Genomic DNA, 11960 nt, shown 5'->3' with positions numbered 1-11960 from the left:
CGCGTCCGTTTTGTCGGACACGGCCAGCATACCGGAAACCGGAACAATGAAAAGAGGCGGCCTATTCGAGATTCTGGACCTGTTCGCGGCACTTTTCCAGTTCCGCCTTGAAGTCCACCACCAGCCGGCTGATATCCAGGTTCTGGGCCTTGTTGCCGCAGGTGTTGATCTCGCGGAAGGCCTCCTGGATGAGGAAATCCAGGCGTTTGCCGATCTCGCCTCCGCCCTTTATCAGGGACTCCAGACGGCCGAGGTGGCCGACCAAGCGGGTCATCTCCTCGGACACGTCGAGCTTGTCGGACAGGATGGCCGTTTCCTGGAGCAGGCGGTCCTGGGTCGGCTCGACCCCGACTTTCTCCAGGATGGCCGTGACCCGGGTCACGAGCTGCTCCATTTTTTCGGCCTTGACCGCCGGGGCGGCCGCCTCGATGGAAGCCTGCCAGTCCTTGAGGCGGGCCAGGCGGGTCAGGAGGTCGGAGGCCAGTCCCTGGCCTTCCCGGGCCCGGGCCTCGTTGAAATCGGAAAGCGCCAGGCGAAGGCCGCCGGCCAGGGTGTCAAAGAGGGTGGGATCCGGGTCCACGGCGTCCTCCTGCCACAGGTGGGACAGGGAGAAGAGGCGGTTTAAGTCCGGGGCGAAGGGCAGGTCGCGGGCGGCGGCCAGGGCGGCCACTTCGTCGATCATGGCCCCGGCCAGGCCCGCGTTCAGAGTGGCCTTCCACATGTCCGTGCGCTTGGGCGTGAATTCCAGGTGGACTTCGAGCCGGCCCCGGGCCACGGCCTCGCGCACCACCCGCTCAAGGGCGGCCTCGCTTGGCCGCAGAAACAGCGGCAGCCGCCATTTGAGGTCGAGAAAACGGCTGTTGACGCCGCGCACTTCCCAGACCTGGGTGAAGGCGTCGGACTCGAGGCGGCTTTTGCCATATCCGGTCATGCTCTTGGGCATGGCTGCTCCTTATGGGCTGTCTTGGGGGATGGGGGGGCCGCCTGCTCCCGGAGATCCCGGCGGTAGCGGCGGCGGATGTCGGTAAGCATGGCCGTCATGTCGGCGGCGGCGTAGTCGGGAAACGTCCAGGGCAGGGTTTGCCAGGAGCCGGCCTGAAAAACAAGGGTCAGGTCCCCGAAAATCCCGTCCCCGAGGTAGATGCGGTGGGTGAAATTCTTGCCCGTGGCCAGGACGAACCGTTCCTGGGTCAAAAGGCCCGGGTCGAGGTTGACGCGCCGGGAACCGTCCGGCCGGGCCAGCGCCTCTTCGAGGCCGTTGGTGAAAAGCTTGACCGAGCGGAGCCGGCCCTGGGAGAGGAGGCAGGAAAAGGCCAGGACCCGGCGGAAAAGCGGCCGGCCGAGTTCCTTTTCGTAATAGGCCGTATGCACGAAAGGCACGGCCGGGTAGGCGATCTCCACCGGGCCGAAACGGTCTTCCAGACCGGCGATCACGTCCGGCCAGACCGCGGGGAGGCCGGCGGCCAGGACCGAACAGACGAGTTTGGCGGTCAGCGGTTCGTGGGGGTTGCTCATGGCCGGTCTCCCGGGCCGAGAGGGGCGACGCGAAGGACCGGGCCGTCGACGCCAAGGGGGCGGGCCGCGACAAGGGACCCGAGAGGCGCGTCCGGTCCGGCCTCGAACCGGCAGTCCACATACTGGGCGCAGGTGCCGCTCGTCGGCCCGGTCCGCTCGACCGCCACCAGAAGCGACGCCTCCCGGCCCAGCCTTGCGGCAAAGGCCGCGCTCTTGGCCTCGGCCGCCTCGCGAAGGAGCCTGGCCCGCCCGGCCTTGACCGGACCGGGAAGCTGGCCGGGCAGGGCCGCCGCCCGGGTGCCCGGACGCCGGGAATAGGGGAAGACGTGGGCATAGGTGGCGGGCAGCCCGTCCAGGAAGGCGGCCGTGGCCGCGAAGGCGGCTTCGGATTCGCCGGGAAAGCCGGTCAGGAGATCGAGGCCGAGGCCCATGGCCGGCCATTCCCTACTGATGCTGTCCACAAAAAAGGACACGGCCTCGGCGTCGCCCGGCCGGCGGCCCATGGCGGTGAGGACCGCCGGGTCGGCGCTTTGGAGCGAGATGTGCAGGTGCGGGCAGACCAGCCGGCTGCCGGCCAGGACGGCAAGGCCGCGCCCGGTCAGCATGGCCGGGTCGAGGGACCCCAGGCGCAGCCGGGCCGTGCCGGCGTGCTCCGGGGCCAGGGCGGCGTCGAGGTCGGCCACGAGATCCCAGAAATCCATGGCCGGGGCCAGATCGCGGCCGTAGTGGCCGAGGTTGATGCCGGTAAGGCCGATCTCCCGGTGCCCGGCGGCCAGGAGCCGGCGGACCTCGGCCAGGACATCGGCCAAGGGCCGGGAGACCGAGGGCCCCCGGGCGGCCGGCACGATGCAGTAGGAGCAGCCGTGGGAGCAGCCGTCCTGGACCTTGACCAGGGCCCGGGCCCGGTCGTAGCCGGTGACGGCCAGGTCCGGGAACTCGCCCGGGGCCCGGGGAGCTGCCGTGTGGGGCCCGAAGGGGTCCCGGGCGAGCCGGGCCTTGTCCGGCACGGCCAGGGCCCCGAGGCCGGCAAACGCGTCCGGGCTGACCGTGGCGGCGCAGCCCGTCACCACCACCCGGGCCGCGTCCCGGGCGGCCCGCACCAGGTTTCGGGCCAGGCGGCGGCCTTCGGCCTCGGCCCGGGCCGTGACCGCGCACGAGCACAGGACGACCAGGTCGGCTGCGGCCGGATCGTCGGTCCGGACAAGCCCGGAGCCCAGCCAGGCCTCGGCCAGGGCCCGGCTCTCGTACTGGTTCACCTTGCAGCCAAGGGTCACAAGGCAAAAGCGTTTGGGGGATGCGTGCGGCATGGGTGGCGCATAGCAGAGGCCGGGGCCGAGGTCCATGCGGCCGAAGGGGTCGGGGGCGGAACGGGTGTTGCTAGAGCCCTCCCGAGGGAAAAAAATTCCCCGGGGAGGCGGATATGCGCAAATGGCTCGTGGTTTCCTTCGACCTCGCGGTGCTGGCCGGTTTCGGCGTCTACATGGCCATGACCGTGTGGCGGTTGCCGGAAGACCTGCGGCACCGGCTGTTGACGGCCTCCCTGGGGGCCCTGGCCCGGTTGACGGGCATGGCGGGGTAGGCGGTTTCGCTGGCGTCCTCAATAAAGGACAAAATCCCGGGCATCACAGGGCGTGTCCTGGAAAAAGGATGGACTTGGATCGGTATCTCACTAAAATAATAGATTTTACCAATTGGTTCGCTTCTTGAAGAAGGGTACGGGTGAAAGGATGGATGGACACCTATGGCTCGTACCTTTGCTGATCCCTTGGCCACTGCCCCCGATCCGGCCCGGCGGTGCGACGGTGTTGCCGGCACACGCGGATGCGGCGTTTTTTTCCGGGCCCTGGTGGACCTGGACACCGGCGGCGTGGCCGGCATCGAGGCCGCGCCCGGCCGGGCCGGCCGCCCGGCCCCCGGCCCCGGACCGGGTCCGGGCGGCCGACCCCAGACGGCCGCGTCGCTTGGCGCCTGGGGCCGGGAAGTCCGGGAGCCCGCCGCCTATCTGGTGCGCGGCGGCCTGGACACGAAGCCCGAAGCCATCGGGGCCTCCCATGGCGTCGCGGCCGGGCGCATCATCCTCATGTTCGACGTGGCCGTCCTTTTCGCGGCCCCGGTCCGTTCCCTGGACCTGCTGCTCGCCTGCAAGCGGGCCAAGGCGCGCATTCTCCTCGACAACTTCCCCCTTGACGATCCGCCGGCGCGATTTATGGAGATGCTGCCGGCCGACATCCTGCGCGTGGCGCCCTGGAACATGCCCTGGCACTGGGACGCCTCCCGGCGGGATGCGGCCCTGGCGTCGGTCCTGGCCTTTGCCGGCAACCTCCTCATGGATGTGGCCGTGGAAGGCGTGGACGGCGAGGAGCGCCGCAAGTTAAGGCGGCTTGGCGTGCGCTATGCCCAGGGCGGCTGGCGCCGGGACGACCTCGGCCTCGTTCCCGGTCCCGTCCGGCGGTAGGGGGCGTTCGCTCGAAAATATGCGGATATTTTAGGAAAATATAATTATTCCAGTGTATTGTTCTCGAAATTCGCATGAACCAATTTCGAGAACGCGATACGAGCCGGCCGCGCCGCGGTCCTGCCGCCTGGCAGGGGCCCGGCCAGGGCGGCAGGACCGCAGGCGCCCTGCGGCCCGGACCGTGACGGAGGCCAACGCCGGCCGGGCCGGACTGCGAAACCGTGGGCCTGTGCCGCACTCGCCTTGTGACCGGGCACTTTCCGGGCCGGCAGTGTCCGTGAGCGGCAACGCTCAGGCTTGGACGCGGCGTGCGGGGCCGCTCTCTTCTGGATTTTTTGCTTGCCGCAGGCAACGGCCTATTGTAACAACCGAAGACAATAGCGCGCTGCCGCTATTTTTTTGTATTGTGCAAGGAAGGAGTACCCATGGATGACTTTTTGAAAGAAGCGTTGGAGATCGTCAAGGCGCAGGCCAGTGTCCGCAATATGACCGAGGAGGAGATCACTTCCATGGTGCGGCGGCTGTCGGACGACATTCGCGGCCTGGTTGCGGCCGGCGCCGCGGCCGGCGCGCCCGAGGCGGAAGTCCAGACCCCGGCCGTGGACCCCAAGAAGGCGGTGCGCGAACGCAGCATCATCTGCCTGGAATCGGGGAAATCCTTCAAGATCCTCACCAAAAAGCACCTGAGCAAGTTCGGGCTGACGCCGGACACCTACCGCGAGAAGTGGGGATACCCCAAGAATATGCCGCTGGTCTGCAAGGAACTGCAGCGCGAGCGCCGCAAGAAGATGAAAGAAATGAAGCTCTGGGAAAAACGCATCAAGAAATAGCCTTTCCCGGGATTCCCTGCCTGAAAAGGCCGGGCCGGCATACGGCCCGCGGCCAGGGCAAACCCCCTTTTGCGACTGCACAAGGGGGTTTCTTTTTGGGCGTCCGCGTTTTTGCGCGCCGCGCTCCGGCCGGGGGAAAGAGGTTTGGCCGCCAAAAAGCCGGCCCGGAACGCGCGTTCCGGACCGGCTTTCCTGTCTGCTCGGGCGTGACGTCCGTGTCGGCTAGGCGAAAAGCTTCTTCTTGCCGTCGATCAGTTCCGTCACCACGCTCGGATCGGCCAGGGTCGAGGTGTCGCCGAGGCTGTCCACCTCGTTGGAGGCGATCTTGCGCAGGATGCGCCGCATGATCTTGCCGCTTCGGGTCTTGGGCAGCCCGGGCGCGAACTGGATGACTTCCGGGGCCGCGATGGGGCCGATTTCCTTGCGCACGTGCATCTTGAGGGCTTTCAGGAGGTCGTCGCTCTCCTCGTAGCCGGCCTTGAGCGTCACGTAGGCGTAGATGCTCTGGCCCTTGATGTCATGCGGCATGCCGACGACCGCCGCCTCGGCCACGGTCGGATGGGAGACCAGGGCGGATTCGATCTCGGCCGTGCCCATGCGGTGGCCGGAGACGTTGATCACGTCGTCCACCCGGCCCATGATCCAGAAATAGCCTTCCTCGTCGCGCCGGGCCCCGTCGCCGGACTCGTAGGCGCCCTTGAAGCCGGTGAAATACTGCTGCTTGAACCGCTCCGGCGCGTTCCAGATGCCGCGCAGCATGCCGGGCCAGGGCTTTTTGATGACCAGGAAGCCGCCCTGGTTGGGGCCGACTTCCTTGTTCTCGTTGTCCACGATGGCGGCGTCGATGCCGGGCAGCGGCAGGGAGGCCGACCCGGGCTTGAGCGGCGTGGCGTAGGGCAGGGGCGAAATCATGAGCCCGCCGGTCTCGGTCTGCCACCAGGTGTCGACGATGGGCAGTTTCCCGTGGCCGACATGCTCGTGGTACCACATCCAGGCCTCGGGGTTGATGGGCTCGCCGACCGAGCCGAGGATGCGCAGCGACGACAGGTCGTGCTTCTGGGTCCAGGCCGGGCCCGAGCGCATGAGCGACCGGATGACCGTCGGCGCGGTGTAGAAGATATTGACCTTGAACTTCTCGCAGATCTGCCAGAACCGGTCCGGCTCGGGGTAGGTCGGCACGCTCTCGAACATGAGCGAGGTGGCGCCAAGGGCCAGCGGGCCGTAGACGATGTAGGAATGGCCCGTGATCCAGCCGATGTCGGCCGTGCACCAGTGGATGTCGTCGTCGTGGAGGTCGAAGACGAGCTGGCTGGTGTGGGCGGCGTAGGTCAGATAGCCGCCGGTGGTGTGGTAGACGCCCTTGGGCTTGCCCGTGGAACCGGAGGTGTAGAGGATGAAAAGCACGTCCTCGGCATCCATGGGCTCGGGCTCGCAGGCGCCCTGCACGCCGTGGTCGCACATGACGTCGTGCCACCAGAGGTCGCGGCCGGCCTGCATGGCCACCTCGTTGCCGGCGTGGCGCACCACCACGCACTTCTCGACCGACGGGCACTCGGTGAGGGCCTGGTCGGCATTGGGCTTGAGCGGTATGGTCTTGCCCGAGCGGATGACCGCGTCGCTGCAGACGAGGATCTTCGATTCGCAGTCGTTGACCCGGTCGCGCAGGCTGTTGGCGGAAAAGCCGGCGAAAACGATGCTGTGGGGCGCGCCGATGCGGGCGCAGGCCAGCATGGCGATGGCCAGTTCCGGCACCATGGGCAGATAGAGGCTGACCCGGTCGCCCTTTTTGACGCCAAGCTTCTTGAGCACATTGGCGAACCGGCAGACCTCGTCGTGGAGCATCTGGTAGGTGTAGGTGCGAACGGCCCCGTCCGCCTCGCCCTGCCAGATGAGCGCCGCCTTGTTGCGCCGGCCGTCGGTCAGGTGCCGGTCCAGGCAGTTGTAGGCGGCGTTGAGCTGTCCGCCGGCGAACCATTTGATCTCGGGCTTGTCGAAATCGTATTCGAGCACCGTGTCCCAGGGTTTGGACCAGGTGAGGAGCTCCGTGGCCCGGTCGGCCCAGTAGCCGTCCGGGTCCTCGATGGAGCGCTTGTAGATGGCCTGGTACGCGTCGAGGCTTTTGACGTGGGCCGTGTCGCGGCCCGTGGCCGGCGGTTCGTAGCGGCGCTGTTCGTGCATGAGGCTTTCGATGTTGTCAGCTGTCATGAGCTCCCCCCGGGTTGGGATGATTGTGCGTCGATCACGGGCGGACCATGCCGCATATCGGGCCGGCCCGGCCAGGAATTTTCGATAAAAGGCGGCCCAAATCCCATAAACCGATCGGCTTCGATGGCAAAGGCCGTTTACCGACGGATAGGCGCCGTTCGCCGATTGGCCCATAAAGAGGCCGGCTCCGTGGTGGCGGGGCCGGCCTGGAAACGAAGCGGGCCTAGAGGGCCTTGATGACGGCCGCGAAATCCGCCTCGCCAAGGCCCCTGTCGAGGAGCCTGGCGTAGAGCGTATTGAGGACGGCCAGGGTCGGGGCGTTGGCCCCGGCCTGGGACGCGGCCTCGGCGGCGAAGCGCAGGTCCTTGGCCATGTGTTTGGCCGGGAACTGGGGCGGGTAGTCGTCGGCCCGGAACATCGGGTCTTTCAGGCGAAAGAGGTCGTTGGCCATGGGGCCGGCCATGATGACGTCCAAAAGCGCCTTGCGGTCGAGGCCGAGCGATTCGCCAAGGAGCACGGTCTCGGCCAGGCCCTCGGCCATGGCGCCCAAAAGCACGTTGACCGTGATCTTCATGGTCGAACCCATGCCGGCCTCGCCGCACCGGGCCACCTTTTTGCCCATGGCGAGCAGGACCGGTTCCACGGCGGCGATGGTCGCCTCGCGCCCGCCGGCCAGGATGACCAGCGTGCCGTCCTCGGCCGGCTTTTTGGAGCCCGAGACCGGGGCGTCCACATAGTCCGCGCCGGTGGCCCGGACCTTTTGGGCGGCCTCCCTGGCAAAGGCCGGAGGGATGGTGCTCATGTTGACCACGGTCTGGCCCGGGCCAAGGCTTCCTGCCGCGCCGTCCGGGCCGAAAAGGACCGCTTCGCAGGCCTCGGGCCCGGTCAGCATGACCACGACCACCTGGCCGAAAGCGGCGGCCTCGGCCGGCGTGGCCGCGACCCTGGCCCCTTCCCCGGCCAGGGCTTGGGCCGCTTTGGGCGAACGGTTCCAGACCATGACGTCGTGGCCGGCCTTGCGGCAGTTGCGGGCCATGGCCGTGCCCATGATGCCAAGCCCGAGAAATCCGATTCGAACGCTCATGACGCACCTCCAGGAGCAGGGTTTCGGCTATTTGGCGGGCGGCAGGCTCCCGGTGGCGGATAGCTTGTCAAGGACCTGCCGGCACAGGAGATCGTAGCCGGTCATGGTCATATGCACCCCGTCCTTGCCGCGCAGGGTGACGGTCTTGCCACCGATGTCCTTGGCCTGGACGTAGTTGCCCGAGCCGTCGGTAAAGAGATCCGAAGCCTCCATGTAGGCGCAGCCCGGGACTGCGGCGCAGGCGGCCTGGGCCGCGGCGTTCACGGCCATGACCTGCCGGTTGTAGGCCGGGTCGCGCATGGCCGGCAGCCCCACCCACAGGACCCTGACATGGGCGGCTTCGGCGATGCGAAGGAACCGCTCGGCCTTTTGGCGATAGGCCGCGTCCCACTCGGGCGTGCCCGCCGCCTTGCCGGCGATGGAGTTGGTGGCGTCGTTGCCGCCGAGCATCACCACCACGGCCGCGAGCTTCTCCCTGGCCACAAGCTCGGCCAGCCGCTTCTCCCAGTCGAAAAACTTCTTGGAAATAAGGCCGGTGGACACCTTGGCCAGGGGATGGCAGCCCACGCCCCCGTACTGGTCCATGCGCTCGGCCATGGTCATGCCGATGCCGACGGCGAGCGAGTCGCCGACCACGGCGATGTCTCCCCCCGGAGCCTTGGTCTCGGCGACCTTGCCGGAAACGGCCTTGTCCTGGACAGCTTGGCCGGGAAAGGCCTGGGCCGGTTCGGATGCGGTCGGTTCGGACGACGGTTTCGCCGCCGGCGCTGCGGCCGGTTTCGGTGAGGGGCCGGAACCGGGGGATGCCGCCGGGGCGGCCGCCGGGCCGGACATGGGTTCAGGCGACGGGTGCGCCGGCGTGGCCGGAGCGGCCGGTTCGCTGCGCGGCTGGGGCAGGGAGGCGGACGGAACGGGTTTGGGGTCCAGGGTCGCCTTGGTCTGCTCCTCGGGTGCGGCGGGCCGGGCCGGACCCACGGCTTCCGGCGCGGCCAGGGGCGGCATGGCCGGCGGGGCGGCGGCCGGGGGTTCCTTCTCCGGGACCGGCTTGACTTCGGCTTCGCCCTCGGTTGCGGCCGTGGCCGCCTTGCGGGGCGGATTGTCGGTCGTGTTGCCGGAATTCTGGGTGCAGCCGTGAAGGGATGGAAAGAGGGCCAGGAGCAGGGCCAGGGCCAGGGGGGCATAAGCGCGCATCATGGCCAAGGGTATGACCCAAGCCGGGGTTTCCGGTCAAATGGAGATGCGGGCCGGCAAGGCCCGGCCGGGGCCGGGGAAACGGCCGGGCCTTGCGGGAAGGAGACGGGCGTAGCGGGACGCGGGCCGCAAGGGGGCCGCCGCGTCCCGCTGCCCGATACGCCTCAGTCGCGGGTCCAATAGAGGATGTCGGCCGTATCGCCGAGCACGGCCCGCAGTTCGCGCTCCCGGAGTTCGGGCAGGCCCTGGATGCGGATGGACACGTCGCGCAGGGACGGGTCGGCCTGGTCGTAGGACGACAGGATGCTGATGATGCGGGCCTTGTGGTGGCGCAGGGCGTCGAGCACGGGTTTGAGGCTTCCCTCGTTGGTGCCAAGCCGCACGCCGATCTGGATGCCGCCCTGGTCGATGCCGGTGATGGAGACGAACAGGCGGAAGATGTCGGTGTCCGTGATGATGCCGACCACTTTCCCGGCCTCGTCGATGACGGGCAGGCTGCCGAACTTGCGGTCGCGCATGATCAGCGCCGCCCGCTCCACCGTGTCCGAACGGCGGATGGAGACCGGGTTTCTGGTCATGAGGCCTTTGATCTTCAGCTCCGACAGCAGGTAGGTCATCTCGTACATGTCAAGGGTCGTGGCCGAGGACGGGGAAGCGGCCTTGAGGTCGCGCTCGGAGACGATGCCCACGAGCCGGCCGTCCCTGTCCACCACGGGCAGGCGGCGGATCTTTTTCTCGCGCATGATCCGGCCGGCCTTGATCATGGAGACGTCCTCGGTCACCGTGGCGACGTCCGTTGACATCCAATCGCCGACAAGCATGGTCTGGGCTCCTTGGGATGAGGGTGAAGGGGCGCGGCCCGGCCTACGGCCCGGGGTTCCGGTTGGGGACGCCGGCGGCCGACCAGTCGCGCAGCCGGTAGTAGTCGTTAAGCATCACGTCCAGGTCCTCTTCCGGCAGGACGCGGCCGTCGGGCAGGGCCTCCCGGTGGAGGCGGGCCGGCAGGCGGTCGTCGGCCAGGGTCAGGCCTTCGCGCAGATTGAACGTCCGGGTCATGTCCGTGATGGCCGAAGCCCGGCGGCGCAGGGCCCCGGGCGAGGCGTCGAGGCCCGTGGCCAGGGAGACGACGGCGGCCAGTTCCTCCCAGGTGTAGAGGTCGCGGAAAAACCGGCACAGAATGAGCGTGTCGAAGATGGTCAGCCGGTCCTCGAAGTCGATCAGCAGGGCCGCCTTGCCCGCCACGGCGTCGGGCGCGATCATGCCGGAGAGCTCGGGCTTGTAAAACGTGGTGCGCAGGTGGCAGGCCCCCCGGTCCGAGGTGGCGTAGGCCAGGCCCATGCCCTTGAGGGCCCGGGGATCGTAGCCCGGCGGCTCCATGCCCTTGACGTGGATGGCCAGGTCCTCGAGGTCCCACGCCCTGGCCGCGGCCTTGATGCCCTGGCCAAGGAGCGCCCCGATGCCCCGGCCGGCGGCGATGTCCTCGATGAGCCGGGCCGCGCCGTCGGGATCGTTGTAGGCGATGGGATAGGCGACCCGGCCGCGCTTTACGGCCTCGACCGTGAAGGCGCACAGGTTGCCGGCGGTGATGGTGTCGAGGCCGAGCCGGTCGCACAGGTCGTTTAGGTAGACGATCTCGGCCATGTCCTCGATCATGCACAGGCCGCCGAAGGCGTAGATGGTCTCGTATTCCGGGCCCTCGAGGGTCAGCCCCCGGTGGCGGCCGGAGGACAGGGTGGCCATGCGGCCGCAGGACATGAAGCACTTGGCGCAGGCGTGGGCCTTGACCGCGTGCTCCGCATGGAAGGTCTCGCCGGAGATCTTTTTCCAGTGGTCGCAGGAGCCTTGACTCCAGTACTTGGCCGGAAAGGCTCCGGCCGTGTTCATGAGGGCCACCATCATGGTGGTGCCCATGGCCTTGTAGGCCTTGACGCCCTTGTTCTCCACCCCGCGCTTGGCAAAGGCGGCGGCGTAGGCGGCGAGCCCGGCCGGATCGGCGGCCACCCGCTGCCGGTCGCCCTGGAAGACGATGGCCTTGAGCCTCTTGCTGCCCATGACCGCGCCGACCCCGGCCCGGCCGGCGCACCGCCACCGTTCGTTGGCGATCATGGCTAGGCGCGACAGGTTTTCCCCGGCCGGGCCGATGACCACGGCCCCGACCCGCCTGGCGTCGGCCCGGGGCAGGGTGAAGGCGCTTCTGGCCATTTCGTCGGACTCGTAGACGTCCTTGCCCCAAAGCGGGGCGGCGTCGTGGAAGTCGCAGCCGTCGGGGTGGATGGTCAGGCCGACCGGGGTGTTGGCCGCGCCGGTGATGACGATGGCGTCGAACCCGGCGGCGTCCACGGCCTGGGGGGTGCGGCCGCCGGCATAGGACTCGGCGTAGAAGCCGGTCTGGGGGGACTTGGTGAAGACGCCGAACCGGCTGGCTCCCCAGGTGACGCCGCCGCAAAGGGGCCCGGTGGCGAAGATGAGCCGGTTGTCCGGGCCGAGCGGATCGACGCCGGCCGGGTTGCGGTCAAGGAGCAGCCGGGTGGCCAGGCCCTTGCCGCCGAGGTAGGCGGCCAGGAGGGCGTCGCCCACCGGTTCGATCACGGCCTCGCGCCGGCCGAGGTCGATGGAGAGGATGCGTCCGTAAAATCCGTGCATGATTGGTTCCTGAGGAAGATGCCTCCGGCGGCCGGGG

The 11960-nt window shown here is 68.4% G+C and carries 11 protein-coding genes; 3 read left to right on the top strand and 8 right to left on the bottom strand.

Annotation, left to right across the window (positions count from 1 at the left end; translation table 11 throughout):
- Positions 1-61 precede the first annotated feature (61 nt).
- From DFW101_RS07375 to DFW101_RS07365, 3 genes are read right to left on the bottom strand one after another with little or no spacing between them, the layout of a single operon-like run.
- Complete coding sequence (locus tag DFW101_RS07375) at positions 62-943, bottom strand: YicC/YloC family endoribonuclease (RefSeq protein WP_009180886.1); 882 nt, start codon at positions 941-943, stop codon at positions 62-64.
- Positions 928-1515: a DUF4416 family protein gene (locus DFW101_RS07370; protein WP_009180885.1), complete on the bottom strand. Its 588-nt coding sequence runs from the start codon at positions 1513-1515 to the stop codon at positions 928-930. The genes DFW101_RS07375 and DFW101_RS07370 overlap by 16 nt, the downstream gene beginning before the upstream one ends.
- Entirely contained in the window at positions 1512-2858 is a 1347-nt protein-coding gene (locus DFW101_RS07365; RefSeq protein ID WP_009180884.1) for a MiaB/RimO family radical SAM methylthiotransferase, read from the bottom strand. The genes DFW101_RS07370 and DFW101_RS07365 overlap by 4 nt, the downstream gene beginning before the upstream one ends.
- A gap of 77 nt (positions 2859-2935) precedes the next feature.
- On the opposite strand from DFW101_RS07365, the gene DFW101_RS19765 reads away from it, so the two are divergent.
- The 3 genes from DFW101_RS19765 (at position 2936) to DFW101_RS07355 (ending at position 4800) form a co-directional block, all read left to right on the top strand.
- Entirely contained in the window at positions 2936-3094 is a 159-nt protein-coding gene (locus DFW101_RS19765; protein WP_009180883.1) for a hypothetical protein, read from the top strand.
- A 162-nt stretch (positions 3095-3256) separates the two neighbouring features.
- Positions 3257-3970, top strand: coding sequence for an EAL domain-containing protein (locus DFW101_RS07360; protein ID WP_009180882.1), 714 nt, complete (start codon positions 3257-3259; stop codon positions 3968-3970).
- Between the two features lie 425 nt (positions 3971-4395).
- Positions 4396-4800, top strand: a complete 405-nt coding sequence (locus DFW101_RS07355; RefSeq protein ID WP_009180881.1) for a Ros/MucR family transcriptional regulator — start codon at positions 4396-4398, stop codon at positions 4798-4800.
- Between the two features lie 222 nt (positions 4801-5022).
- Here the strand turns inward: DFW101_RS07355 and acs are convergent, their stop codons facing one another.
- The 5 genes from acs to DFW101_RS07330 form a co-directional block, all read right to left on the bottom strand.
- Entirely contained in the window at positions 5023-7005 is a 1983-nt protein-coding gene (gene acs, locus DFW101_RS07350; RefSeq protein ID WP_009180880.1) for an acetate--CoA ligase, read from the bottom strand.
- Between the two features lie 223 nt (positions 7006-7228).
- Positions 7229-8089 (bottom strand): NAD(P)-dependent oxidoreductase, encoded by an 861-nt coding sequence (locus DFW101_RS07345; RefSeq protein ID WP_009180879.1) that lies wholly within the window; start codon positions 8087-8089, stop codon positions 7229-7231.
- A 27-nt stretch (positions 8090-8116) separates the two neighbouring features.
- Positions 8117-9283: an SGNH/GDSL hydrolase family protein gene (locus tag DFW101_RS07340; protein ID WP_009180878.1), complete on the bottom strand. Its 1167-nt coding sequence runs from the start codon at positions 9281-9283 to the stop codon at positions 8117-8119.
- 161 nt (positions 9284-9444) lie between these two features.
- Positions 9445-10101, bottom strand: coding sequence for a CBS and ACT domain-containing protein (locus DFW101_RS07335; protein WP_009180877.1), 657 nt, complete (start codon positions 10099-10101; stop codon positions 9445-9447).
- Positions 10102-10144: 43 nt separating this feature from the next.
- Positions 10145-11923, bottom strand: coding sequence for an aldehyde ferredoxin oxidoreductase family protein (locus DFW101_RS07330; RefSeq protein WP_009180876.1), 1779 nt, complete (start codon positions 11921-11923; stop codon positions 10145-10147).
- Between the last annotated feature and the right edge of the window lie 37 nt (positions 11924-11960).

The organism is Solidesulfovibrio carbinoliphilus subsp. oakridgensis (genome assembly GCF_000177215.2).
GTDB classification, from domain to species: Bacteria; Desulfobacterota; Desulfovibrionia; order Desulfovibrionales; family Desulfovibrionaceae; genus Solidesulfovibrio; species Solidesulfovibrio carbinoliphilus.
The sequence above is the reverse complement of the archived record's forward strand: the minus strand, read 5'-3'. Positions and strand labels throughout refer to the sequence as shown.